The sequence below is a fragment of the Sphingopyxis granuli NBRC 100800 genome (genome assembly GCF_001591045.1).
Classification (GTDB): Bacteria; Pseudomonadota; Alphaproteobacteria; order Sphingomonadales; family Sphingomonadaceae; genus Sphingopyxis; species Sphingopyxis granuli.
The window spans coordinates 1-25,565 of the sequence record NZ_BCUA01000062.1; the positions used below are offsets into that span (position 1 = coordinate 1).

Here is a 25,565-nt window from a genome sequence, read left to right on the forward strand (position 1 = left end):
GTCCCTGTCTCAAGGGTGTAAACGCCAAACAAGCCATGGAGCTTGATCTGACAGCCGAACCGGCCGCCCTTACCGTTCACGCCGCCTCGAACCGGATCGGCAGGCGCTTGAGCCCGCCGACGAACACCGACTCGACCCGCGCCGGTTCGCCCGCGAGTTCGATTTTCTTCAGCCGCGGCAGCAGTTCCTCCATCAGGATACGCATCTCCATCCGCGCGAGATATTGACCCAGACAGACATGCGCGCCGAAGCCGAAGGCGATCTGCTGATTCTTGCGGCGGTCGGGATCGAAAGTGAACGGGTCGTCGAACACCGCCTCGTCGCGGTTGGCGGAGACATAGTTGAGCATCAGCCAGTCGCCTTCACGGATCGTCTGCCCGCCGACCTCGACATCCGCTTTCGCGCTGCGCATGAAATGCTGCACGGGCGTCGTCCAGCGGATCGCCTCCTCGATCAGCCCGGCCTTCTCCGTTTCCGCGTCGCGGAAGCGTTCGAACAGCGCCGGATTCTTCGCCAGTTCCATCATCGCCCCGGCTGTCGAGGCGCTGGTGGTGTCGTGTCCCGCGGTCGCGACGATCATATAATAGCCTGCCAGTTCGCGGTCGGGGATCGGCCCGCCGTCGATCGTCGCATTGGCGATCACCGTCGCGATGTCCTCGCGCGGGCTGGCGCGGCGGTCGGCGGTCAGTTCGCGGAAATAGGTCTCGAAATCGGCGATCACATAATGGAGCATCGCGATCGCCTGTTCGGCGCTGGTAATCGCCTCGCGGCTGCGATTGAGGTCGGGGTCGGTCGATCCGAACAATTGCTGCGTCAGCATCAGCATCCGCGGCTCGTCCTCGGGCGGCACGCCCAATATGTCCATGATGACGCGCAGCGGATAATGCGCGGCGACGTCGCGTGCGAAATCGCATTCCCCGTCGAAGGACAACATATGATCGACGGCCTCGCGCGCCAGCTTGCGGACGCGGTCCTCGACGATGCGCAGATTCTTGGGCGCGAACCAGGCCTGCGTCAGCAGGCGGTATTTCATATGGTCGGGGGCGTCCATCTGAACCAGCGAGCGGATGAGATGGCCGTCATTGCCGGGCGTCGCCGCGCGCGCCAGCGCCTCGCCCTCGCGGTTGGTCAGCACCGTCTGGCGGACGCCATTTGCGAAACGCTGCGGATCGCGGCTGATCGCCATGATGTCGGCGTGGCGCGTCACCAGCCAGAAGGGATCGTGATCGGGGTTTTCTGCGACCGCGAGCGGCGCATGGGCCCGCGCCCACGCCAGTTGCTGATGCAGCCCGTCCCATTCGCCATAAGCGACGGGATCGACGACGGCGGCGGCTACCTCTCCAGGCAATATGGGTTTTGTCATGAAACCCAAGCTGCCTCATGTCGCGGGCGGTGTCGAGAGGGATGGAAACGACGGGTCTGCTTCTCTACTTGAACAGCCCGCCCAAAATCCCGCGCATCAGTTGCCCGCCGAACTTGCCCGCGACCTGGCGGCCAAGGCTGGTTGCGGCGGAGCGGGCGGCCGATTGCACCATCTTTTCCGTGAAGCTGGGTTTCGCCGCCTCGCGCGCCGCCGCCTTCTCTAGCCGCAGCCGTTCGCGCTCCTCGGCCGCCTTGCGCTTCGCCTCCTCCTTGGCGGCGAGCGCCGCCTGCTTGTCGGCCTCGGCCTGCGCCTTCGCCTCGATCGCGGCGGCCTGCGCCTGTTCGGCCTTGGCGGCGAGCAGTTCCTCGGCGCTCTCGCGATTCACCGCTTCGTCATACTTGCCCGCGACCGGAGAGATCGACTGGATGATCGCGCGCTCCTTGACCTCGAGCGGGCCGGCGCGCGAGCAGGGCGGCTTGATCAGCGTGCGCTCGACCGGCGACGGCGCGCCGTCGGCCATCAGCAACGACACCAGCGCCTCGCCGACTTTCAACTCGGTGATCTCGCGCGCAACGTCGACCTTGGGGTTGGGGCGGAAGGTGTCGGCGGCCGCCTTCACCGCTTTCTGATCGCGCGGGGTGAAGGCGCGCAGCGCGTGCTGGACGCGGTTGCCGAGTTGCCCCGCGACCGCTTCGGGCACGTCGATCGGGTTCTGGGTGACGAAATAGACGCCGACGCCCTTCGAGCGGATCAGGCGCACGACCTGCTCGATCTTGTCGACGAGCGCCTTGGGCGCATCGTCGAACAGCAGGTGAGCCTCGTCGAAGAAGAAGACGAGCTTCGGCTTGTCGGGGTCGCCGACCTCGGGCAGCGTCTCGAACATCTCCGACAGCAGCCAGAGCAGGAAGGTCGCATAGAGCTTCGGGCTCGCCATCAGCTTGTCGGCGGCGAGGATGCTGACATAGCCGCGTCCCTGATCGTCGGTGCGGATCATGTCCTGAATGTCGAGCGCGGGCTCGCCGAAGAAATGATTGCCGCCCTGGCTTTCGAGCGTCAGCAGCTGGCGCTGAATCGTCCCGACCGTCGCCTTCGACACATTGCCGTATTTCGTCGTCAGCTCGTCGGCATTCTGCGCGCACCAGGCGAGCATCGCCTGCAGGTCGCCCATGTCGAGCAGCAGCAGATTCTGTTCGTCGGCGACGCGGAAGGCGATCGTCAGCACCCCCTCCTGCACCTCGTTGAGCCCCATCAGCCGTGCAAGCAGCAGCGGCCCCATTTCGGACACGGTGGTGCGCACCGGATGCCCCTGCTCGCCGAACAGGTCCCAGAAGATCACCGGATTGTCGCGATAGGCCCAGCCGCTGTCGCCGATCTCCGCCGCGCGCTTGGCGAAGGGTTCGTGCGTCTTGGCGGTCGGGCTGCCCGCCATCGCCATGCCCGACAGATCGCCCTTCACGTCGGCGACGAAGACGGGCACGCCGACGGCGGAGAAGCTTTCGGCGAGGCCTTGCAGCGTCACCGTCTTGCCGGTGCCGGTCGCGCCGGCGATCAGCCCGTGACGGTTGGCGCGCTTGAGCACGAGCGACTGGCGCGGCCCGTCGGGCGCTCCGCCGCCGCCGAGGCCGATATAGATTTCGGTCGCTTCGCTGCCGTCGCTCACTGTCTCTTCCTTCCCGTTGGACACCCTGCCGGGTCTAGAGCGGAGGCGGAAATCAGGCAATCGGCAAACCCGTTGGCGGTTCGGGCGACGATGACGAAGAAGGGGCAGGGGCGACCAGGACAGGAAATGTCCGGAATCCCCCCGCCTGAGGTTCCTCACCCCATGATGAAAGCGTTGAGCTTGTTACCGTCGGGGTCGCGGAAATAGCCGGCGTAGAAGCCTTCGCCGCGCGGTCCCGGCGGGCCTTCGCAGGTGCCGCCGTTGGCGAGCGCGATGGCGTGGAGGCGCTGGACCTGTTCCGCGTCGCGCGCCTCCAGCGCGACCATCACGCCGTTGCCGACGGTCGCGGGATTGCCGTCGAAAGGCCGGGTCAGGCCGATGCCGGCGCCGCCGCCTTCCTTGCCCCACGCGATGAAATTGTCGAACTCCATTATCCGCGACACGCCGAGTTCGGCCGCGATCGCATCATAAAAGGCCGCGGCCCTCGCCAGGTCGTTCGTGCCCATCGTCACATATCCGATCATCTTGTCATCTCCCGATTCGCGATTATGAGAACATAATAGGAACATTATGTAGTGAGCACAAAGAAAAAGGAAGCGTGTTGATCGCGGTCGTGGACGCGCTTCGGGGTTGAAGCACGCTGCTTTCCCGCTTCATCATGCTGAACCAAGGCGCCGCCGGCCGTTCTGCGCCGCGCCCGATTCAGGTGTAAGCCATGGACGGAGCCGTTCCCCGGCGAAAGCCGGGGCCCACGCTGGGCAGCGCTACGCCATCTGGACCCCGGCTTTCGCCGGGGAACGGTTCCCTGTCGAAAAGGGATGATTACCAAAAAAAAGGGCGCCGGACCCGAGGATCGCGGCGCCCCTTTCGATGGCCGGACGAGCCGGTCAATTGCCCTTGAGGCGGATCGCGATGAAGGCGGAGGGACCGCCGCGACGCAGGACTTCGAGCAGCACCGCGTCGCGGCCTGCCTTCTTCGCATCGCTCAGCACCTTTGCCAGCGCCTCGCTCGACGTCACCGGCGTGCGGTTGGCGCTGACGATCACGTCGCCGCGGCGCAGCCCCTTGCGGCCGGCATCGCTGCTGCCCGCGGCGGCGACAATCACCAGCCCCTTGGTGCCGGCATCGACGCCGACCGCGCGCGCGATGTCGGAGGTCAGCGTCTGCACCGCGAGGCCGAGCGTATCCTGCACCGTCTGGTCGGCGGTCCCCTTGGGATCGTCGGGCAGCGCCTGATCGTCCTCGGGATCGAAATTGGCGCCGGCAAGCTCCGATTCGGGCGGGCGGGTGCCGACGACGGCGGTCAGGGTCATCGTCTTGCCCTCGCGCACCACCTCGATCGGGATGCGCGTCCCCGGCTTGGTGTTGGCGACGATGTAGGACAGCGTCTGCTGCGGCGTCACATCCTTGCCGTTGACCTTGGTCACGACGTCGCCGCGCTTGAGCCCGGCCTTCGCCGCCGCACCGTCTTCCTCGACGCGCTGGACGAACTCGCCGCGATCCTTGGGCAGGCCGAGCGCCGAAGCGAGGTCCTCGTCGACCGGCGCGATGCCGATGCCGAGGTAGCCGCGCTCGATCTTCTCGCCCGAGCGCAGCGCGTTGATCACCGGGATCGCCGCTTCGGCGGGGATCGCGAAGTTGACGCCGATGTTCGCGCCCACCGGCGAGATCAGCATGTTGTTGATGCCGACCACATTGCCGTTGAGGTCGAACAGCGGGCCGCCCGAATTGCCGCGGTTGATCGCGGTGTCGGTCTGGATATAGCGGTCGTAGGCCCCGCCCTGACCCAGGTTGCGCTGGACCGCCGAGATGATGCCGGCGGTGACCGTCGAGCCGAGGCCGAGCGGATTGCCGATCGCGATCACCCAGTCGCCGACGCGCGCCGAACTGCCGTCTGCGAACTTGACGAAGGGCAGACCCGTCGCGTCGATCTTGAGCAAGGCGAGGTCGGATGCGACGTCGCGGCCGACGATCCGCGCCTTATATTCCTTCTGGTTGGTCAGCGTCACCGTGACCTGGTTGACTTCCTCGCCGCGCGGACCGCCGGAAATGACGTGGTTGTTGGTGACGATATAGCCATCGGTCGAGATCAGGAAGCCCGAGCCGCCCCCCTGCTGTTCCTGCGTGATCGGCTCGCGCGTGCCCGCGAAGGGATTGAGCCGGACGCCGAGCGTCACCTCCTGCTTGGTCGAGATGTTGACCACCGCGGGCTGCAACTGCTCGACGAGGTCGGCGAAGCTTTCGGGCGCGCCGGCGCGCGGAACGGCCTTGGCGATTTCGCTGCGCTCGTTCTGCGCAACCTGCGCCCCGACGGGCGACTGGGTGACCAGCGCCAGCGCCGTGCCGCCCACCAGCAAGGCCGAAGTGATGCCATAAACATATCGCACGATCGCAAATCCTCTTCTCTCACGAAAAACCCGTGGCCCCGGCGGCGGTTGTCTGCGACCGCGTGGCTGAACGGCAATTGAACATGAACGGCGGTTGCACATCCCGTTCATCGACCGTCCCGCCGCCGGGCAGCGGGTGTCAGCCCCCTCGGAACCGCTTCAGATATTCATTGTCGGGCGACAGGATCAAGGACGATCCACCCTGGTTGTTCTCGCCCAGGAAGGTCTGCCGATAGCTTTGCATCGCCCGATAGAAATCATAGAATTCGGGGTCCTTGCCGAAGCTGGCGGCATAGATGCGCGCCGCCTCGCCGTCGGCGTTGCCGCGGATGATCTGCGCTTCCTTCTCGCCCTCGGCGCGGATCGCGATCGCTTCCTGCTGCCGGGCCGACCGCATGCGGTTGTAGGCCGCGACCAGCGTCGCCCCTTCGGGCAGGTCGGCGCGCTTGATGCGGACGTCGATGATCTCGGCGCCGTACTTCTGCGCCTCGCGGTTGAGCGCGATCTGGATATTGTCCATCACCGCGCCGCGCTCGGGCGACAGCAGCGTCGCGAAGGTCCGCTTGCCCAGTTCGTTGCGCAGCGACGAGCCGAGGATCGTCGCGAGCTGCTGCTGCAACCGTTCCTCGGAGCGGATCGCGGTGTACATGCGCACCGGGTTGGTGATGCGGAAGCGCGCGAAGGCATCGACCTGCAGCCGCTGCTGGTCGGTCGAGAGCACCTGCTGGCGCTCCATGTTCACGCCCAGTACGCGCTTGTCGATATACTGGATGCCGTCGATGAAGGGCACGCGCACGACGAGCCCGGCACCCGACCGGCCGAACTGCTCGCCGGACTTGTAGCGGTTCACGGTGCGCTCGATCTCGCCGAAGCGCAGGATCAGCGCCTGCTTGTCCTCGGGCACGATCGCGAGCGTCTGCGACAGCAGGACGAGGAAGGCGAGCAGCCCGACGAGCAGGCGGAGCGGGTTGCGCATCAGCGATTCGAACATCACTGGCCTCCCTTCGCGGGCGCCGCGGCCGCGTCGGCCTCGCTGCTGTTCAGGCGGCGCTGCACTTCGTTAAGCGGCAGATAGGGTGTCACCCCGCGCGCCTCGACGATCGTCTTGTCGACGTTCGACAAAATGCTCTCCATGGTTTCGTAATAGAGCCGCTTGCGGGTCACGCCCGGCGCGAGCCTGTACTGTTCGTAGATCTGGTCGAACGCCGCGGTGTCGCCGCGCGCGCGTTCGAGCACCTGCTGCTGATAGGCGCGCGAGCGGTTGATCGCCGATTCGCGCTCCTGCCGTGCCGCGGTGACCTCCTTGAACGCTTCGTCGACCTGGCTCGGCGGATCGGCCTGCCGGATTGCGATGCCCTGGATCGTCACCCCGGCGCGATACTGGTCGAGCAGGTCCTGCATCCGCCGCTGCACCTGCGCCTCGATCTCGACGCGGCCCGGGCCGATTGCCTGGACGAGGTCGAAATTGGCGACCGTCGCGCGCATCGAGCTTTCGGCCACCTCGCGGATCGTCCCGTCGGGGTCGGCGAGCTGGAAGAAATAGAGTTCGGGATCGCGCACCGACCAGCGGACCTCATAGGCGAGGTCGACAAGGCTCTGGTCGCGGGTCAGCACGAAATTCTCGTCGGTCGCGTTGGGCGAACCGATCGGCATGGTGCGGATCGCGCGCACGTCCTCCAGCCGAATCCGCTCGAGCGGCGGCGGCAGCGTCCATTTGACGCCCGGGCCGACCGTCCGCGAATAGCTGCCGAGCCGCGTGACGACGCCTTCCTTTTCGGGCGGCACGATATGCACCATCGACAGCAGCACCATGACCAGCACGACCGCGACGATCGCCCATTTCCAGCGCCGCGCCGCCATCGCGACGTCGAAGCCGCCGCCATCGCCGCCGCCGCCCGAGCCGCCACCGCCACCGAAGCCGCGTCCCTTGCGCAGCAGCTCGTCGAGCGCCGAGGGACCGCGCGGCTTGCGTCCGCGCAGCGGGTCGGTCGGGTCGGGCGTCACCCACGGATTGCGCGGGCCGGGCCGCTTGCCGTCGCCGCCGTCATCCTTGCCCCCCTTGGGGCCATTGCCCCAGGGACTGTTTGCCATCTGACTGATCTGATGGAAAAATTGCCGCACTCCCCCGGGGGCGCGGCCTTCCATGTTGCCATCGCTGCCATTGCTCATGCCTGCATTTATAGGGGCGGCGGGCGCGATTAACAGGGGGTGTCTGGATAAAATGGCTGGCAATCCGGCCCATCATGCCTATCTGCGCTGGACATGACCGACCCAGCCCCCGACATCGCCCGCCTGACCGCCACCGCCGCGGAGGCGTCGGCGGGGCGCACATCGGGCTTGCGGCTGCTCGACGACACGGGTCTGCTCGCGGTCGTCCTCGACGTCACCGGCCTTGCCACCGACGAGCGCCAGCCGCTCGAGGACAGAGTGCGCGCCGCGCTGCTGAACGAAGCGGGAGTGCGAGAGGTCCGCGTCGCGATGACCGCCGAAAAGAAGACGCTCACCATCATCGCGGTCGGCAGCGGCAAGGGCGGCGTCGGCAAGTCGACCCTCGCGGCCAATCTGGCGGTCGCACTGCGGCGGCTGGGGGTCAAGGTCGGGCTGGTCGATGCCGACATCCACGGCCCGTCGCTGCCCCGGCTGATGGACAGCGAGGATGCCAAGCCCGCGTCGCGCGGGTCGAAGCTGGTGCCGGTCGACAATGCCTATGGCGTGCCGATGCTGTCGACCGGGCAGATCGCCGCGCCGGGGCAGGCGATCGCGTGGCGCGGGCCGATGGCCGGGCGCGCGCTCGAACAGCTCGTCGACGCGAGCTGGGGTGCGGTCGACACGCTGGTCGTCGACCTGCCCCCCGGCACCGGCGACGTCCAGCTGACCATGATCCAGAAGCACAAGCCGGCGGGCGCGGTGATCGTTTCGACCCCGCAGGACCTGGCGCTGATGGACGCGGCGCGCGCCGTGTCGCTGTTCGAGCAGGTCGAGGTACCGATCATCGGCCTCGTCGAGAATATGGCGGGCTATGTCTGCCCGCATTGCGGCGGGGTGAGCGACCCGTTCGGCAGCGGCGGCGCCGAGACGGCGGCGAAGGAGATGGGGCTCGACTTTCTGGGCCGGGTGCCGCTGGCGATGGGCATCCGCCTCGCGAGCGACGGCGGCGTTCCGCCCGCCGCCGGAACCGACCCGCAAGGCGAGCCGTTCCACGCGATAGCGGCGCGCGTCGCCGCATGGCTCGAAGCACGGAAAGGCCGCTAGATGGCGATCAACGACGAAGGCGAAATCCGCGAGTTGCTGAGCCGGCCGCGCCGTATCGCGGTGGTCGGCGCCTCCCCCAACCCGGCGCGCGCCTCGAACGAGGTGCTCGGCTTCCTCGTCCGCCAGGGGCATGACGTGATCGCGGTCAACCCCGGCCACGCGGGCGCGACGATCCACGGCGCGCCGGTCGTCGCAACGCTCGCCAATGTCGAGCCGCCGGCCGAGATCGTCGACATCTTCCGCAACAGCGCCGAAGCCGGCGCCGCGGTCGACGAGGCGATCGTCCACGGCGCGAAGGCGGTGTGGATGCAGATCGGCGTGATCGACCATGACGCCGCGCGCCGCGCCGAGGCGGCGGGGCTGACCGTGGTCATGGATCGCTGCCCGAAGGTCGAGATTCCGCGGCTGGGACTGTTGAAATAGGAAGCCTGACAGGGGGACTAGCCGACATGAAGCCGTTCTTTGCCGCCACGGCCGCCGCCGCGCTTGCGGCCTGCGCTACCTCGCCCGCGCAGGCGGACCCGCAGGATGTCTTCTTCGCCGCGCTCGCCGACCATTGCGGCAAGGCCTATGCAGGACGCCTCGTCAGTGACCAGCAGGCCGATGCCGCGATGCGCGACAAGGCGATGATCGTTCATTTCCGCCGCTGCACCCCCGACCGGATCGAAATCCCCTTCCATATCGAGGGGCTGGCGGAGGACGGCGGCTGGGACCGTTCGCGCACCTGGATTATCACCCGCACCGACGCCGGCCTGCGGCTGAAGCACGACCATCGCCACGCCGACGGATCGAAGGACGAGACGACGATGTACGGCGGCGATACCGCGACCTCCGGTACCGCGACGCGGCAGGAATTTCCCGTCGACGCCGAATCGATCGCGCTGTTCGGACGCACCGGAAGCCACGCGTCGACGACCAACGTCTGGGCCGTCGAGACCAGCGATTCGGGCTATGTCTATGAACTGCGGCGCGAGGACCGCCTGTTCCGCGTCGCCTTCGACTATGACCGGCCGGTGCCCCCGCCCCCCGCGCCGTGGGGATGGCCGGAATAAAAGCCGCCCCGAAAGCCTTTGCCTCCCCGCCGCGCCCCGCTTATCAGCAGCGGCGATGGCGGGCATTCGCGACACGATCGACACGAAGGGGCGGCGCCTGCCGCCGGTCAGCCGCCGTTCGCTGCTGGTCGGCGCCACCGCGGCGGGCGGGCTGGCGCTCGCCTGGTCGGTGTGGCCGCGCGATTATCGCCCCAACCTGACCGCCGCGCCCGACGAGCATGTCTTTAACGCCTTCCTGAAGATCGGCGACGATGGGCATATCAGCGCGATCGTCCCGCAATGCGAGATGGGCCAGGGCGTCACCACGCTGCTGCCGCAGATCATGGCCGACGAACTGGGCGCCGACTGGCGCACGGTCGCGGTCGAGACGGCGCCGATCAACGCGCTCTACACCAACACGCTGATCGTCGACGAGGATAGCGCCGTCTTCATGCCGCGCGCCGGCGTCCCCGATTTCGTCGCCGACGTGCGCAGCTGGGCGCGGCGCGAATGGGCGGTGCGCCACGCGGTGATGCTGACCGCCAACAGCTCGTCGGTGCGCATGTTCGAAGCGCCGTGTCGCGACGCCGCGGCGCAGGCGCGCGCGCTGCTGATGATGGCGGCGGCGCGGCGCTGGGACGCCGACTGGCAGCAGTGCGACACGCAGGACGGCTTCGTCACCCTCGGCCCCCGGAAACTGTCCTTCGGAGAACTGGCCGCCGCCGCCGCTTTGCTCGAACCGCCTGCCGAGCCCGTTTATCGCGCGTCGAGCGCCGACCCGCTCTATGGCAAGGACCTTACCCGGCTCGACCTGCCGGCGAAGGTCGATGGGTCGGCCAATTACGCCGGCGACATCCGCCTGCCCGACATGGTCTATGCCGCGATCCGCCAGGGACCGTTCGGCGCGACGCGGCTGAAGCGCATCGATCGCAAGGCGGGGCTCGCCTCGCCCGGCGTGCTGTCGGTCGTCGAGCACGAGCGCTGGGTCGCCGCGGTCGCGCGCAACTGGTGGGCCGCGAACCGCGCGCTCGACCGCTTCGCCCCCGAATTCGAGACCGGCGGAACCCCGATTTCCAGTGACGGCATCGACCGCGCGCTCGCCGCCGCGCTGAAGGGCGACGGCTATCGCATCGCGCACAAGGGCGACGTCGAGGACGCGATGGCGGGCCGGGAGCGGATCGCCGCCGACTATCTCGTCGCCCCGGCGCTCCACGCCCCGATCGAGACGCGCACCGCGACCGCCGCGCCTTCGGGCGACCGACTGCGCGTCTGGGTTGCGACGCAGGCGCCCGCGCAGTGCCGCGACGCGATCGCGCGCGCCACGGGTCTGTCCCCCGCCGCCGTGACATTGTTCCCGATGATGGCGGGCGGATCGTTCGACGCCTGCCTCGACCACAGCGTCGCGGTGCAGGCAGCGATCATCGCGCGGCAGGTGAAGCGTCCCGTCCAGCTCTGCTGGTCACGCGCCGAAGAGATCATGCGCGACATGCCGCGTGCGCCCGCGCGCGCGAAGATGACCGCGACGCTCAACGCGGCGGGCGGCATCGACGCGCTCGTCGCGCGGATCGCCGTGCCAGCGACGAATCACGAGGCCCGCGCCCGCCTGTTCGACGGCACGCCCGCCGACGTCGCGCAGCGCGACGCCGCGGGGCGGGTCGACGCGGCGGCGGTCGAGGGCGCGGGCGGCGTCTATGCCATCCCGCACCACGCGGTCGATCATTGCCCCGCCGACATCGGCCTGCCGACCGCGCGCTGGCGCGGCAACGCCGACAGCTACACCGCCTTCTTCACCGAATGTTTCGTCGACGAGATGGCGGCGCGCGCCGGGGCCGATGCGCTGTCCTATCGCATGGCGATGCTGGGACAGGCGCCGCTGCTCGCACGCTGCCTGCTCACCGCGACCAGCCTCGGCGGCTGGGAGGGCGGCCTCGCCGGCACCGCGCAGGGACTGGCCTGCCATTCGATGCGCGGCAGTCATATCGCGCTGATGGCGACCGCGCGCGCCAGCGACAAGGGGTTGCAGGTCGAACAACTCGTCGCGGTGGTCGATGCCGGGCGGCTGGTGAACCCTGCGATCGCGCGGCAGCAGGTGGAGGGCGGGCTGATCTTCGGCCTCGCCGCCGCGGTCGGCGCGACGACCGATTACGAAGGCGGCCTCGCCACAGCGCGCAAGCTGCACCAGATCGGCCTGCCGCGCCTGTCGCAGACGCCGCAGATCCTGATCGAGTTCATCGACAGCGACCGCGACCCCGGCGGGATCGGCGAGATCGGGGTGCCGGTCGTCGCCCCCGCAGTCGCCAACGCGATGTTCGCCGCAACGGGCCGCCGCATCCGTCGCCTGCCGCTGTCGGCGCATCCGCTGTGACGCCGCCGCCCGGCCATAACGGCGCGCGCATCGGCGTGCTGCTCGTCAATCTCGGCACCCCCGACGCGCCCGAGCCGGGGGCGGTGCGCCGCTATCTGGCCGAATTCCTGTCCGACCGGCGCGTCGTCGAAATCCCGCCCCTCCTGTGGCAGCCGATCCTGCGCGGCGCGGTGTTGACCACGCGGCCCGCGAAATCGGCGCGCGCCTATCGGCTGATATGGAGCGATGCGGGCTCGCCGCTCGCCGCGATCACGCGGGCACAGGCCGACGCGCTGCAGGCCGACCTTGGCCCGGCGGCGCGGGTCACTTACGCGATGCGCTATGGCGAGCCGGCGATCGGCCCGGCGATCGACGCGCTGATCGCCGCAGGGTGCGATCGCATCCTCGTCGTGCCGCTCTATCCCCAATATTGCGGCGCGACGACCGCGACCGCGGTCGATGCCGTCGGCGCGCATCTGGCGACGCTGCGCGCGCAGCCGAGCCTGCGTTTCCTGCCGCCCTACCCCGACGACCCCGCCTATATCGGCGCGCTGAAGGCATCGGTCGAAGCGGGGCTGGCGGCGCTCGACTTCGCGCCCGACGTGCTGCTCGCGAGCTTCCACGGCATGCCCGAGCGGACGCGCGCGCTCGGCGATCCCTATCACGACCAGTGCCAGACGACGGCGCGACTTCTGTCCGACGCGCTCGGCCGCCCGGTCGAGGTCGCCTTCCAGTCGCGCTTCGGCCGCGCCCGCTGGCTCGAACCCGCAACCGAGGCGACGCTCGCACGGCTGGGCGGCGAAGGCCGCAGCGTCGCGGTCTTCGCCCCCGGCTTCGCCGCCGACTGCCTCGAAACGCTGGAGGAACTGGCGATTCGCGGCAAGCAGACCTTCGAGCGCGCGGGCGGGCGCAATTTCGCCTATCTGCCCTGCCTCAACGCCGACGTGGCGGGCCTCGAAATGCTGACCGCGCTCGTCCGGCGCGAACTGGCCGGCTGGCTGCCGGGGTAAATGGCCGGTCGGGGAAAGCGCTTACTTCCTGTTTAACTCCTTCGCCTAAGCTGTCGCGGCCCCGCGGCCGGCCGGGCGTTTGATGTGGAGATAGGCCATGAGCGACCTGCAATCGGCGGCGCTGACGCTGGCCGGCGTCACGCTGGTCTTCCTGCTGATCCTGTTCCTGGTCCTGCGCGCGCGGCGTCCCCAGACCGAGCCCGCGCCGCGTGCGCCCGCACCGCGCGAGCGGCCGTTCGCAAAGCGGAGCCGGACCCGCGACGCCGAGCCGGCGATCGCCATGGCGCCGTCGCGCCTCGCGCGAATCAAATCGACGCACGCGGCCGAAGCCGACGACGAAAGCGCACCGCCCGACCGTTTCGACGCGGCCGTGCTCGAAGCGCAGATCGCCGCGGTCGAGCAGCGCGCCGCCGACGCCCCGGCCGCCCCGCCGGAGACACCGATAGCCGACACGTCGGACGAGGCCGCGCTGGCAGCCGCCGGCGTCGTCGTGCGCCTCGTCCCGCAGGTCCCGCTGCGCGACGCGATCTCGACGAACAGCCGCATCGGCGGCCGCCTGCGCCTGCCCGCGTCGCTCGACTGGCCGCGGATCGATGGCGTCGACGCCGTCTTCGTCGCACAGATCGCCTGCGACGCGCTGCCCGCCGCGCTGTGGGGCGGGCTCGGACCGCGGCACGGCTCGCTCGCTTTCTTCCGCCATCCGGCCACGAACGCGCCGCTCGTGCTGCACCTTGCCGAGGACGGGCCGCCGCGCGATCCGCCGCACGGCGAGCCCTTTCCCGAATGGCCGGTCGACGTGATCGAGGCCGCACCGGGCGAATCGGAAAGCGAAGCAGCGGATGCGCCGGAGGATTGGGTCGCCGCGCTGGGCGCCGAGGGCTATGACATCGCCGACCCGGCCTTCCACCCCTTCGATTGGCAGAGCATGCTGGCGATGGCCGACCTGCTCGAAGCGCGTCTCGACCGGCTGGCGACCGACGCTATCCTGCCCGTCGGCGCCAGCGAAGAACTGACCGATGCAGTGCGCACCAACCGCGACGCCCGCGCGCGCGCCGAGGAGATTATCGCGATTATCCGCGACACGGCGGGCCGGCAGGATTTTTCCGCCGCCGATGCCGGCGCGGTGATGGCGGCGCTGCACGCGATCCGCTGGACGCACGTAACGCACGCGACCGATCCGGAGACGGGCGAGGCACGTGCCGACATCCTCACGCTGCCGCTGACCCGCCACAACGCGCGGGCCGATCTGTGGGTCGGCGCCTATCTGCGGCAGGCGTTCGAACAGGCGCAGCGCGGCTGGTGCCGCGACCCCGGCCTTATGTCCGCCCCCGCGCGCGCCTTCTTTGAGCCGCTGTGGCGCGACCTGGCAGAGCGCGCCGCGCCGACGATGGGCGGTGGCGATCCGGGGCGGGAGCCGGGCATGCTGCGGCTGCTGACTTTGCCGGCGGACGGGCTGCTGCCGGGGCTTGCGGGCGGCGGCGCGGACCTTGTGCTGACCGTCGCCGGCGCCGAGTTTGCGGTCGGCGACGTCTCGCGCGTCCGCGCCGGCCGACGCGTGCCCGAAACGATGCGCGATTGACGTTCCGGTCAACTTGCGACGCTCCCCGCCCCGTCCTAATCAAGGGGTAGAACATCTGTGGGAGAGCAACAGACATGACACGCGTCGCAATCGTCACCGGCGGCACCCGCGGCATCGGCGAAGCCATTTCGCTGAAGCTGCAGGGCATGGGCATCACCGTCGTCGCCAACTATGCCGGCAATGACGAAAAGGCGCGCGCCTTTACCGAGCGCACCGGGATAGCGGCCTATAAATGGGACGTCGGCGACCATCAGGCGTGCCTCGACGGCTGCGTGCGGGTCGCGGACGAGGTCGGGCCGATCGACATCGTCGTCAATAATGCCGGCATCACCCGCGACGGCACGCTCGCCCGCATGAGCTACGACGACTGGCACGACGTGATGCGCATCAACCTCGGCGGCTGCTTCAACATGGCGAAGGCGACCTTTCCCGGCATGGTCGAGCGCGGCTGGGGCCGCATCGTCAACATCGGGTCGATCAACGGCCAGGCGGGGCAATATGGCCAGGTCAACTATGCCGCCGCCAAATCGGGCATCCACGGCTTCACCAAGGCGCTGGCGCAGGAAGGCGCGAAGAAGGGCGTGACGGTCAACGCGATCGCGCCCGGCTACATCGACACCGACATGGTCGCCGCGGTGCCCGCGCCGGTGCTTGAGAAGATCGTCGCCAAGATCCCCGTCGGCCGCCTCGGCCAGGCCGACGAGATCGCGCGCGGCGTCGCCTTCCTGTGCAGCGAAGACGCCGGCTTCGTGACCGGATCGACGATGAGCATCAACGGCGGGCAGCACATGTATTGACGGCGGCAGGCGTGTAACGAAGGCGGTCGCGAAGCGAACGACGAGTTAGGCGCCGGTGCCGCAAAGCGGCAGCCGCCGGCTCGGCCAGCGGGGCGGTCGGCCCGAAGGCTGGCCGAACCCGTCTGACGTCACGGCGGCGGCTTTGCCGTCGCCGCGAGTGCCCGCCTTTCCGTCGGGCATCTCGACTTCGCCGGATGCGGACGGCAGATAGGTTGAATGGCCGACACCCCACCTTTCCACCCCCCCGTCAAGCGATCGGTGACCATCGCCGGTCATCCGACCTCGATCAGCCTCGAACCGATGTTCTGGGATGCGCTCGAGGCAGAGGCCCGGCGGCGGGCTCTGCCCGTCAACGCCCTCGTCGCGCGGATCGACGTCGAGCGGATGGAAGCGGACGACCCGCCGAACCTGACCTCGGCGATCCGTCAGTGGCTGTGGCGGGAAAGAGGCTGGTGAATTGGCCGCTCATGATTGGCCGGTGAGCAGCGCCCCCGCCACCGCAGCCCCGAATGCCGCACCGCTGTCGGGCGCGAAATTCAGGAAGAGTTGCGGTTCGATCAGTTCAAGTTCCATGATCGCGAAGCCGCCGCGGCCGTCGCCGATCATGTCGACGCGGGCATAGATGGTCGCAGCCGGCGCCGCCGCCAGCGCGCTTTCAGCCAGCGAACGCGCCGCCGCGCTCGCCGTCCATATCTCTTCGCGCCCGCCGAATTGCGGCTGGACGCGGAAATCGCCCGCCGCCGGGCGCTTGACGATCGCGTGGCTGTAGCGGCCGCCGAACAGGAAAAGCGAATATTCCCCCTCGGCAAGCACGCCGGGCATGAAGGGCTGAATCAGCCGCCGCTGCCCGCGCGCATCGGGCGGGACGGTGGCGTCCGCCGCCAGCCGGTGCGTGCCGTCTGACCCCGCCGACACCGGCGGCTTCACGACCAGCTCTTCGGCGCCGAGCGCCGCGCGCGCGGCGGCCAATGCGTCGTCGTCGAGCGCCGTGACCTCGATCGTCGGCACCACGGCGACACCCTTCGCGCCCAGTTCGGCGAGATAGGCCTTGTCGCTGTTCCAGCGCAGCACCAGCACCGGATTGACGACCCGCAGCCCCTCGGCTTCGAGCCGGTCGAGCAGCGCATACCAGCGGGCGGATGCGCGCGGATAGCCCCAGGCGAGCAGCGGCAGGATCAGGCCGAATCCCGAAAGATCGCCCGGATCGGTCCACACCCGCGGCTCGACCGCCAGCCCGGCGGCGGTCAGCGCCGCGGTCTTGCGCGCGAGCGCCGGATGCCAATGTTCGCCATAGTCGGCGGCCGGGACGAGGATCGCGACGCGCGGCTGATAGGGCATGACGACGTCCGCCGCTCCGTCATTGCGAGGAGCGAAGCGTCGCGGCAATCCCGAGCGGGCCATAACCGCTCCGGATTGCTTCGCTCCGCTCGCAATGACGACGCGGGCTGTCATCGACCTATCGCCCCAACAATCCGCGCGCCTGCCCGGCGATGTGCGAGAGCATGGCGCCGTTCGGGCTGGGAATCGTCCGCGCACGGTCGACGACGCTGCGGAACTGCGCGACGCGCGCCGCATGCTCGGCGAGCCATTTCGTCACCGCCGCGTCGAGATCGCCCTTCGGCAGCCCGGCGAGGAAGCCGAGGCGCATCTGCTGGAAATCGCGCGCGAGGCTGTTGACAAGCAGCCGCTCCCACGGATCGGCGGGGCTCATGTGCGCGGCGAGCGTCTGCGCCCAGTCGAGCCCCAGCGCCTCGCCCAGATGGGTAAAGGCGGTCGTCACCCCGACCTCGTCGTCGCCGCGCCGTTCGGCGAGGTCGACGATGCCGATCGCGCCGTCGGTCTTGAACAGGCGCACCACCGCGGCAGTCAGCGCCTCGGGCGCGCCGGCATCAAGCAACTGCTTGCTGAGCATGTCCCACTGGCGCCGGACCGATTCGCTGAGCAGCGTGTCGACCGTCATCGTCAGCCGGTCGACGCCGGGCTCCAGGCGCGCGACCACCGGTCCCGGCTGGGTGAGCGTCGGGCTGATCCGCAGCAGGTCCGCCATCTGCGAGGTCATCGCCGACGCAGCTTGGCTGAACAGCGACAGGCGGATCGATTCGTCGATCTTCGCAGTGTCGAGCGACGCCCAGATCTCGCGCACGTCGAGCAGACGCTCGACCGCGACGAAGGCCGCCGCGATGTCGCCGAGCGAGCGTCCCTCCTCCTCGACCAGTTCGAAGGGATGAACGACGCCCATGCGGTTGACGATGCGGTTGGCGAGCTTGGTCGCGATGATCTCACGCCGCAGCTGGTGCTCGGCGATCGCCTTGCCGAAATCGCGCTGCATCTCGGCCGGGAAGGCCGCCGCGAGATCGCCCGCTAGCGCCGGATCGTCGGGCAGGTCGCTCGCCTCAATCGCGTCCTGAAGCGCGAGCTTCGCGGTCGAGATCAGGATCGCGAGTTCGGGCCGGGTCAGCCCGCGCCCTTCCTGCGCGCGGCGAAGCAGTTCGTCGTTCGCGGCGAGCCCTTCGACCTTGCGGTCGAGCCGCCCCGACGCCTCGAACGTCTCCATGATTCGCACCAGCGACGGCACCGCGCCGGCACCGCCCTTTTCGGCGATCGACAGCGCAAGCGCCTGGAGCCGGTTGTCCTCGAGCACCAGCGCTGCGACATCGTCGGTCATGCGGACGAGCAGCGCGTCGCGATCGGCCTGCGCCAGCCGGCCCTCGGCCATCTCGCGGTTGAGCGCGATCTTGATGTTGACCTCGTTGTCCGAGCAGTCGACGCCGGCGCTGTTGTCCACGAAGTCGGCGTTGATCCGCCCGCCCCGCATCGCGAAGGCGATGCGCGCCGCCTGTGTCACGCCTAGGTTGGCGCCCTCGCCGACGACGCGGACGCGCAGGTCCTCCGCATCGACGCGCAGCGCATCGTTGGCGGGGTCGCCGACCTCGGCATTGTTCTGGCTCGCCGCCTTCAGATAGGTGCCGATGCCGCCGAACCACAGCAGGTCGACCGGCGCCTTGAGGATCGCGGAGATCAGCGCCGTCGGTTCGATCTCCGACACCGACAGGCCGAGCGCCGCCTGCACCTCGGGGGTCAGCGCGATGCTCTTCTGGCTGCGCGGGAAGACGCCGCCGCCCTTCGAGATCAGCTTGCGGTCATAATCGTCCCAACTCGACCGCGGCAGCCTGAACAGCCGCTCGCGCTCCTTCCAGCTTTTGGTCGGATCGGGATCGGGGTCGAGGAAGATGTGGCGATGGTCGAAGGCGGCGACCAGCTTGATCGCCTTCGACAGCAGCATGCCGTTGCCGAACACGTCGCCCGACATGTCGCCGCAGCCGACGACGCGCACCGTGTCGGTCTGCACATCAACGCCCATCTCGGCGAAATGGCGCTGGACCGAGACCCAGGCGCCGCGCGCGGTGATGCCCATGCCCTTGTGGTCATAGCCATGCGACCCGCCGCTCGCGAACGCGTCGCCCAACCAGAAGTCGCGCTCCATCGCCAGCGCATTGGCGACGTCGGAGAAGGTCGCGGTGCCCTTGTCGGCGGCGACGACGAAATAAGGGTCCTCGCCGTCGCGGATCACCACGTCCTTCGGATGCACGACCTTGCCGCCCACGAGATTGTCGGTGATCGACAGCAGCGAACGGATGAAGATGCGATAGCATTCCTTGCCTTCGGCGAACCAGGCATCGCGGTCCTCCGCCGGGTTGGGCAGCGCCTTCGGATAGAAGCCGCCCTTCGCGCCGGTCGGCACGATCACGGCGTTCTTGACGCGCTGCGCCTTCATCAGGCCGAGAATCTCGGTGCGGAAGTCGTCGCGCCGGTCGGACCAGCGCAGCCCGCCGCGCGCGACCGGGCCGGCGCGCAGATGGACGCCCTCGACGCGGGGGCTGTATACCCACACCTCGCGCCACGGCAGCGGCTTGGGCAGGCCGGGAACCTGCGCGCTGTCGATCTTGAACGCCAGCGCCTCGGCCGCCGCGGGGGCGAAGGCGTTGGTGCGCAGCGTCGCGCCGATCACCGCGTGGAACAGCCGCAGGATGCGGTCGTCGTCAATCGACTTGATGCCCGCGAAGCCCGCCCTGATCTGCGCATCGAGCGCCTCGGCGCGCGCCGCGTCGCGGCTCTTCGGATCGTGGAGCGCGCAGAACCGTTCGATCAGCGCCGCGGTCAGCGCGGGCGCGTGGCGCAGCGCCGCGACGACGGTGTCCATGCCATAGCTCGACCCGCCCTGGCGCAGATAGCGGAACCAGGCGCGCAGCCAGACGATCGCCTGCGGTTCGGTCTGCGTGACCAGCACCAGTTCGTTGAACGCGTCATTCTCCGCCCGGCCGTCGAGCACCGCGGCGATCGCGCCCTCGATCGTCTCGACATGCGGCAGCAACGCCAGTTCGTCGACATTGGCGGGAAGGCGCAGCGTGAAATCGTGGATGAAGGTCGGCTCGCCTTCCCCCTCCTCGTCGCCGCCCGAGCGGACGTGCAGTTCGGTCGGCAGTTCCTCGAGCACCTCGAAGCCGAAATGCTCGAGCGCCGGCACGACGTCGGACAGCGCCAGCGGGCCGGCGGCGCTATAGACCTTGAGCCGCAGGCGGTCGTCGCCGTCGAGGCTCTTCCTCGCGAGGCGGACGCTGCGCGGCCGGTCGGCATCGAGGTCGCGCAGGCGCAGGATATCGCGCGCCGCCTCTTCGGGGTCATAGAGGTTGCGGTAATTGGGCGGGAACAGCGGGGCGAAGCGCGCCGCGAGCGCCGCCGCGCGCCCGGCGTCGCCGTGCCGCGCGAGCGCCGCCTCGACCTCCGGCTGCCAGCCGCGCACCATCTGTTCGAGCTGGGCGTTGAGCGCCGCCGCATCGGGCACGACGCCGTCGCCGCGCAGGTCGAGCGTGTAGCGGAGCAGCGCCGCGCCGCCGTCTTCGAGCACCATCGTCCAGCCGATCACGCCGGCCTTCGCTTCGCGCGCGAGCAGCGATTCGACCGCGAGACGGCGGCCCGTCGACACCTCGTCGCGGGGCAGCCAGACGAAAGCGAACAGGTGGCGGCCGAGCGCGCTCTGCACCATCACGATCTTCGGGCGCGGCCGATCGGTGATCGACATCGAAGTGAGCACCAGTTCCTCGAGCGCGGAGCCGTCGAACGCGATCAGCAGGTCGTGCGGCAACGCGGTCAGCGCATGCGCGAGCGCCTTGCCGGCGTGCCCTGCGGGATCGAAGCCGAATTTCGTCATCAGCGCGTCGAGTTGCGCGCGCAGCATCGGCACCTTGGCGGGCGGGGTCGACAGCGCCTGGCTGGTCCACAGGCCGGCGTGGATCGACAGCCGCTCCGCCTTCTTGCCCTTATATTCGGGGACGATGACCAGATCGAGCAGCACGCGGCGATGCACTGACGACAGCCGGTTCGACTTGATCAGCAGCGGCGCATGGCCGGTGCCCGCCTTCGCCTTCGCATCGAACCACTGGAAGGCCGCGGCGAGCGCGTTGGCCGACACGAGCTGCGAACTGCCGCTTGCCGAAATGCCGAGCGGATCGTGGACCGCGCCGTCGCGCGTGCGCCATTCGTGGCCGAGCTGCGTCATCGCGCCGCCCTCGAACCAGCGCAGCAGTTCGGCGCCCTCGCCGTCGGCGCGCATCGCGGCATCGGCGAGCATCGCGGCGCGCATCGCCTTCCAGTCGGCGACTGCGGCACGCACGTCGGCGAGCGCCGCTTCGAGCCCGTCGATCAGGCGCCGGCGCGCGCGTGCGTCGCCGCGCTCCAGCTCCATGTAGATGACCGATTCGCGCGTCGCGCCCGCCTTGCCCGAATCGACCCCGGTCAGCTTGCCTTTCGCATCGCGGTCGACCGAGACGACGGGGTGCAGGATACGGTGGATGACCAGCCCCTGCGCCCCAACGATCTGCGAGGTCGAATCGACGAGGAAGGGCATGTCGTCGTTGACGACCGCGAGGCGCATCCGCCGGTCGATTCCGTCGGTCGCGATCGGTTCGATCAGCAGCGACGGCTTGCCGGGCGCGCGTTCGAGCGAGGCCCGCGCGACGAACTCGCCCGCCGCGGCAAGCGCCTTGGCGTCAAGGTCGTCCCCTTCGCCGGGGAGGGCGCTGCCGTGCAGCGCGGCTTGATAGGCTTTGGAAATTTTTGCAGGCGCCTGCGCCGCCGGCGCAATAGAGGCTTCCGGCGCTTCGGTATCGGTAAGAGGCATGATGGTGTCGTATCCCCGAGCCAAGGTTGGCAGGCCTCGCCGGGAACCGGCCGGTCCGCTCGATCCGATCCCTATGCGCCTCCGGCGCGCGCGGCTCAAGCCCTCCCCCGCCCTAGCGTAAAATAATTTCAAGCTTCGGTTTGTCTGTTACGCGAGGCGCGGTCGGCCAGCCTCCCGCACCCCCGTCAAATCCCAGCTTTCATCGAAGTTTCGCCGGCGGACGGAGCGGGCGTCAGGCGGCCGGAGCGATGGCGATCGCCTTCTTCGCAAGCCGTGCAACCAACGCCGGATCGTCGGCCGCCTTGGCGACGACGCCGATATGGCCGCCGGGCATCGTCCGCGCGATCAGCACGACGAACTCGGCATCGCCCGCATCATGCTCTAGCAGCACCGCGGGCGGCGCGGCGCGCAGCGCTTCGAGCCGCGCACCGCCGGCATCCGCCGTCTCGCGGCGCGGGCGGCGGCTGGCGCGCGCATCCTTGACCAGTCCCTTGAGCCCGCCCGGATAGCGGTCGAGATAGGCGGCAAGCGCGCCCCGCCCGACGCCCTCCTCGCGCGCATGTCCCAGCACACAGGCATATTCAGCGAGCCGCGTCTTGTCGTAGCCGGCGCCGAAGACGAGCTTGACCACCGGCGTCATCGGCGCGCGCAGCTGGGCCCGGATTCCGGCATCCTCGATCAGCGCGGCAAAAGCCTGCGGCTGCGTCTCGGCGGCCAGCGCGAAATCCCAGGCGCGCTCGACCGCCGCATAGAGCGCGTGGCGGCTGCGGCTGTCGGCGCTCTGCGCGCGCTCCGCGGTTTCGCGGGCAAGCGCCAGCCAATCGGCGAGTTCCGCCGTCTCGTCGAGCGCGGCGGGCGCGCTTTCGTCCGCGTCCCCAGCGCCGTCGAGCGTCAGCGGGCGGCGCGCACGAACGCTGGCGGCGGCATCGGGCGCCAGCGCCGCGAAGCCCGGCTCGGCCGCGTCGTCCATATGGCCCGAGTCGGGACCGTCGGCCCAGACCGGCACCGGCGCGGTGAGCGGCGGCGCGCTGCGCAGCGCCTGTTCGACCGACAATTGCAGTTCCTCCGCCTGGTCGGCGGGCGCCGCTTCCTTCCAGTTGATCACGCCGAGGATGAAATCGATCGTGTCGTCGTCGGACGAGAAAGGCAGCAGGATGCCGCGATACATGATGGTGATGCCGCGGTCGTTGATGAACTCGGCCTCAAAGCCGATCGGGGCGCGGTTGGCGATGATCTGGAGATAATGGTCGGTCAGCCGCGACAGCAGCGACCGGCCGGGGATCTGGCTGATATACTGGACGTCCTCGTCGATTTCGGATTCGGCGCGCAGCCGCTCGCCCAGAAAGGCGACCGCCGGATTCTCGATTCCGGCAGTGAAATCGAGCAGCACCGCATGCGGCCCGAAATCGCCGACATTGTCGAGGTCGAGGTCCTCGGCCGACGGATAGGAACGGTCGCCGAGCAGCGAGGCCCAGTGGTTATAGGCCCGGACCTGCATCCGCCGCTCGTCGACCCCGACGGCCGGCGGCGCGTCGATGGCGCCGTCGTCCTGGTCATGGCTGCCCGAAAGCAGGCCGCGCATGCTGTCCATCATCTGTCCCCAGTCGCAATCATCGGCGGATTCATGCACCGGGACTGGTAAAAGCGGCGTAAACGATGCGCCGACGCCGTCAGGCGAGGCTGGTGTCGATCGGCAGGCCGGCCTTCAGCGTCAGCGTCACCGGCGTGCGCTCGGCAATGTCGGCGAGCCGCGCCTGCTGGTCGGCATCGAGGCCGACGATCGCCAGCCGGCGGTCGATGCGCCGTTCCTCCTGGCCGTGGAGGCGCAGCGAAACCTCGACCGATTCGAGCGGCCAGCCCTTACGGTCGGCGTACATGCGCAGCGTGATCGCGGTGCAGGCGCCGAGGCTGGCGAGCAACAGGTCATAGGGCGCGAAGCCCGCCCCCTGCCCGCCCAGCGCCGGCGGCTCGTCGGCGACAAGCGCGCGGCCGCCCACCTCTATCGCGGTGCGATAGCGGTCTCTGCCGATGCGTGCGATGCCCTGCGCCATGCGAGTCTCCCTGTCCGGTGAGCCCTCATGCTATCAGCCGGGTGTGGCCCCGATCAATGCGCAGCGTCCGGCCGAATACCGCCTTTCGCCGCCCGATCTCCCCCTCCCGCAAGCGGGAGGGGTCGGGGGTGGGCGACAACGCCGCAACGGCCCACCCCGCTGCGAGTAGAGCGGCGCACGCCAATCAATCACTTCCCTTTCCGTTCGTGTCGAGCAAAGTCGAGACACGAACGGAAGGATGCGGGAATATGGAGCGCCCACCGCTTCAGCGGCCGCGACGCCCGATGATTCCCCGAAAAGCCCCTATCCGACGAAAGCGCGCTCGATCACGAAATCGCCCGGCGCCGCGTTCGATCCCTCCCGGAATCCCAGCGCCTCGAAGCGCGCCTGAAGGTCGCGGATCATCGCCATGCTGCCGCACATCATGATGCGGTCGGTCGCCGGATCGAAATGCGGCGCGCCGGTCAGCGGATGGCCAAACAGGCGGCCGCTGTCGATCAGCGCGCCGATCCGCCCGGTCGACCGGAACGCCTCGCGCGTCACGGTGGGCAGATAGTGGAACTGCAGCAGCGCCTGGTCCTGCACCAGCGGGTCGCCGGCAAGCTGGCTCTCCAGTTCCTCGCGGAAGGCGAGGTCGCTGACCTGCCGCGCGCAATGGACGAGCAGTATCTCGTTGAAGCGTTCGTAGATGTCGGGGTCGCGCGCGAGGCTGAGGAAAGGCGCGAGGCCGGTGCCCGTCGACAGCAGGAACAGCCGCCGTCCCGGCAGCAGCGCGTCGGTGACCAGCGTCCCCGTCGGCTTGCGGCCGAGATAGAGCGGATCGCCCGGCGCGATCGCCTGAAGGCGCGAGGTCAGTGGCCCGTCGGGCACCTTGATCGACAGGAACTCGAGCTCGTCGGCATAGGCGGGGCTGGCGATCGAATAGGCGCGCAGCAGCGGCCGCCCTTCGCCCGGCAGGCCGAGCAGCACGAACTCGCCCGACCGGAAACGGAAGCTCGGCGGGCGGGTGATCGAGAAGCTGAACAGATGATCGTTCCAGTGCCGCACGCGCAGCACCTCCTCCACGGTCAGCGAAGCGGAAGGCGCGAGTTTCGCGGCGGCGGCGATGCGATCGCTCATGTCGATGGTCCTGACAGGCTGGGAGAGGGCGTGGTGAGGTGCGAAAGGTCGAATCCGGCTGCTGCGAGTTGCGAGGCGGCGGCGTCGATCGCCGCGAGCGCGGGCGCAACGCTCGCCTCGTCGACCAGCAGGCCGAGCGTCGCGCGCGCCGTGTCCGTCCCGCCCGACGCCGCGTCGCTCCACAGGCGGAGCAGGATCGCCTCGACCTCGCCGATGCGCGCGCAGCCCATCGGCGCGAACGCCAGCCGGGTGCGCGAGCCGCTGACGAGCAGCGCGAAGGCGACGTGGACATCGGGCAGCGCGGCGAGCGCGCCGACGCCCGCAAAGCCGCGGTGCAGCGCGCGCGCCGGGCAGCATCCGCGCTCGATCGCCAGCGCCCACCCGCGCATCGCCCACAGCAGAAGGCGCCCGCCGTTGCAGAGGCTCTCCACGGGACGATCGACAAGCGCGTACATCTGTTCCTCCTGCGGCCGGGCGCAGGCCGGCGGTCGCGGATCGCCATACATACTATTGAGAGTCATTTGCAATTACAGATTGACCCGTCGCGCGATAATTGCGGCCGAACCGTCCATTGAAGCGCGATGCCATCGGTCGGACTCATTGCGAGCCCGGATCAGGTCTGGGTTTGCAATGACGAAGAGGGTCAATCCAGAGCCATCAGGCCTAGCATTCGGGTTCGCGTTCCGCGCTGCCTCCGGCCCGCGTCAAAAGGCCTTTCTCACATTATCGCGGCGTGCCAGTTTCAGCGCATGACCTTCGTCATTTCGTGAATGCAGGCGACTCCCCTCCCGCCA

At 69.2% G+C, this 25,565-nt stretch carries 20 protein-coding genes; 8 read left to right on the forward strand and 12 right to left on the reverse strand.

Features of this window, described 5'->3' with window-relative positions:
• Positions 1-76: 76 nt before the first annotated feature.
• The 6 genes from SGR02S_RS13855 to hflK all read right to left on the reverse strand — a co-directional run bounded on the left by SGR02S_RS13855 (position 77) and on the right by hflK (position 7,501).
• On the reverse strand, positions 77-1,363 hold the full coding sequence (locus tag SGR02S_RS13855) for a cytochrome P450 (protein ID WP_067110934.1): 1,287 nt from the start codon (positions 1,361-1,363) through the stop codon (positions 77-79).
• Between the two features lie 64 nt (positions 1,364-1,427).
• Positions 1,428-3,023 carry a helicase HerA-like domain-containing protein gene (locus SGR02S_RS13860; protein WP_067110937.1) on the reverse strand — a complete coding sequence of 532 codons (1,596 nt, stop codon included), beginning with the start codon at positions 3,021-3,023 and terminating at the stop codon, positions 1,428-1,430.
• Positions 3,024-3,178: 155 nt separating this feature from the next.
• The gene (locus SGR02S_RS13865; protein WP_067110939.1) at positions 3,179-3,547 is read right to left on the reverse strand and encodes a VOC family protein; all 369 of its coding nucleotides are present in this window, start codon (positions 3,545-3,547) and stop codon (positions 3,179-3,181) included.
• Between the two features lie 363 nt (positions 3,548-3,910).
• Complete coding sequence (locus SGR02S_RS13870; RefSeq protein WP_067110941.1) at positions 3,911-5,410, reverse strand: trypsin-like peptidase domain-containing protein; 1,500 nt, start codon at positions 5,408-5,410, stop codon at positions 3,911-3,913.
• Positions 5,411-5,549: 139 nt separating this feature from the next.
• A complete protein-coding gene (gene hflC / locus SGR02S_RS13875; protein ID WP_067110943.1) occupies positions 5,550-6,401 on the reverse strand; it encodes a protease modulator HflC in 852 nt (283 codons plus the stop codon).
• Complete coding sequence (gene hflK / locus SGR02S_RS13880) at positions 6,401-7,501, reverse strand: protease modulator HflK (RefSeq protein ID WP_311880123.1); 1,101 nt, start codon at positions 7,499-7,501, stop codon at positions 6,401-6,403. The genes hflC and hflK overlap by 1 nt, the downstream gene beginning before the upstream one ends.
• Positions 7,502-7,672: 171 nt before the next feature.
• Here hflK and SGR02S_RS13885 point away from each other — a divergent pair, with 171 nt between their 5' ends.
• The 8 genes from SGR02S_RS13885 (at position 7,673) to SGR02S_RS13920 (ending at position 15,879) form a co-directional block, all read left to right on the forward strand.
• Entirely contained in the window at positions 7,673-8,662 is a 990-nt protein-coding gene (locus SGR02S_RS13885) for an Mrp/NBP35 family ATP-binding protein (RefSeq protein WP_067110951.1), read from the forward strand.
• Positions 8,663-9,085, forward strand: a complete 423-nt coding sequence (locus SGR02S_RS13890) for a CoA-binding protein (protein WP_067110954.1) — start codon at positions 8,663-8,665, stop codon at positions 9,083-9,085.
• Positions 9,086-9,111: 26 nt separating this feature from the next.
• Complete coding sequence (locus SGR02S_RS13895) at positions 9,112-9,714, forward strand: hypothetical protein (RefSeq protein ID WP_067110956.1); 603 nt, start codon at positions 9,112-9,114, stop codon at positions 9,712-9,714.
• A 55-nt stretch (positions 9,715-9,769) separates the two neighbouring features.
• The gene (locus SGR02S_RS13900) at positions 9,770-12,058 is read left to right on the forward strand and encodes a xanthine dehydrogenase family protein molybdopterin-binding subunit (RefSeq protein WP_067110959.1); all 2,289 of its coding nucleotides are present in this window, start codon (positions 9,770-9,772) and stop codon (positions 12,056-12,058) included.
• A complete protein-coding gene (gene hemH / locus SGR02S_RS13905) occupies positions 12,055-13,047 on the forward strand; it encodes a ferrochelatase (RefSeq protein WP_067110961.1) in 993 nt (330 codons plus the stop codon). Before SGR02S_RS13900 ends, hemH begins: the two co-directional genes overlap by 4 nt.
• Positions 13,048-13,144: 97 nt before the next feature.
• Complete coding sequence (locus SGR02S_RS13910) at positions 13,145-14,626, forward strand: DUF1963 domain-containing protein (protein ID WP_067110963.1); 1,482 nt, start codon at positions 13,145-13,147, stop codon at positions 14,624-14,626.
• A gap of 74 nt (positions 14,627-14,700) precedes the next feature.
• A complete protein-coding gene (phbB, locus tag SGR02S_RS13915; RefSeq protein WP_067110968.1) occupies positions 14,701-15,423 on the forward strand; it encodes an acetoacetyl-CoA reductase in 723 nt (240 codons plus the stop codon).
• Positions 15,424-15,639: 216 nt separating this feature from the next.
• Positions 15,640-15,879, forward strand: a complete 240-nt coding sequence (locus SGR02S_RS13920; protein ID WP_067110971.1) for a ribbon-helix-helix domain-containing protein — start codon at positions 15,640-15,642, stop codon at positions 15,877-15,879.
• A gap of 9 nt (positions 15,880-15,888) precedes the next feature.
• Here SGR02S_RS13920 and SGR02S_RS13925 read toward each other — a convergent pair whose 3' ends face one another.
• From SGR02S_RS13925 to SGR02S_RS13950, 6 genes are all read right to left on the reverse strand, one after another.
• Complete coding sequence (locus SGR02S_RS13925) at positions 15,889-16,761, reverse strand: ATP-grasp domain-containing protein (protein ID WP_067110974.1); 873 nt, start codon at positions 16,759-16,761, stop codon at positions 15,889-15,891.
• Positions 16,762-16,879: 118 nt separating this feature from the next.
• A complete protein-coding gene (locus SGR02S_RS13930) occupies positions 16,880-21,601 on the reverse strand; it encodes an NAD-glutamate dehydrogenase (RefSeq protein ID WP_082737357.1) in 4,722 nt (1,573 codons plus the stop codon).
• Positions 21,602-21,833: 232 nt separating this feature from the next.
• Positions 21,834-23,192 (reverse strand): PAS domain-containing protein, encoded by a 1,359-nt coding sequence (locus SGR02S_RS13935; protein WP_067110978.1) that lies wholly within the window; start codon positions 23,190-23,192, stop codon positions 21,834-21,836.
• 79 nt (positions 23,193-23,271) lie between these two features.
• Complete coding sequence (locus SGR02S_RS13940; RefSeq protein WP_067110979.1) at positions 23,272-23,652, reverse strand: OsmC family protein; 381 nt, start codon at positions 23,650-23,652, stop codon at positions 23,272-23,274.
• Between the two features lie 303 nt (positions 23,653-23,955).
• Positions 23,956-24,771 carry a ferredoxin--NADP reductase gene (locus SGR02S_RS13945; protein ID WP_067110981.1) on the reverse strand — a complete coding sequence of 272 codons (816 nt, stop codon included), beginning with the start codon at positions 24,769-24,771 and terminating at the stop codon, positions 23,956-23,958.
• Positions 24,768-25,226: a hypothetical protein gene (locus SGR02S_RS13950; RefSeq protein ID WP_148650925.1), complete on the reverse strand. Its 459-nt coding sequence runs from the start codon at positions 25,224-25,226 to the stop codon at positions 24,768-24,770. The genes SGR02S_RS13945 and SGR02S_RS13950 overlap by 4 nt, the downstream gene beginning before the upstream one ends.
• Positions 25,227-25,565: the final 339 nt, after the last annotated feature.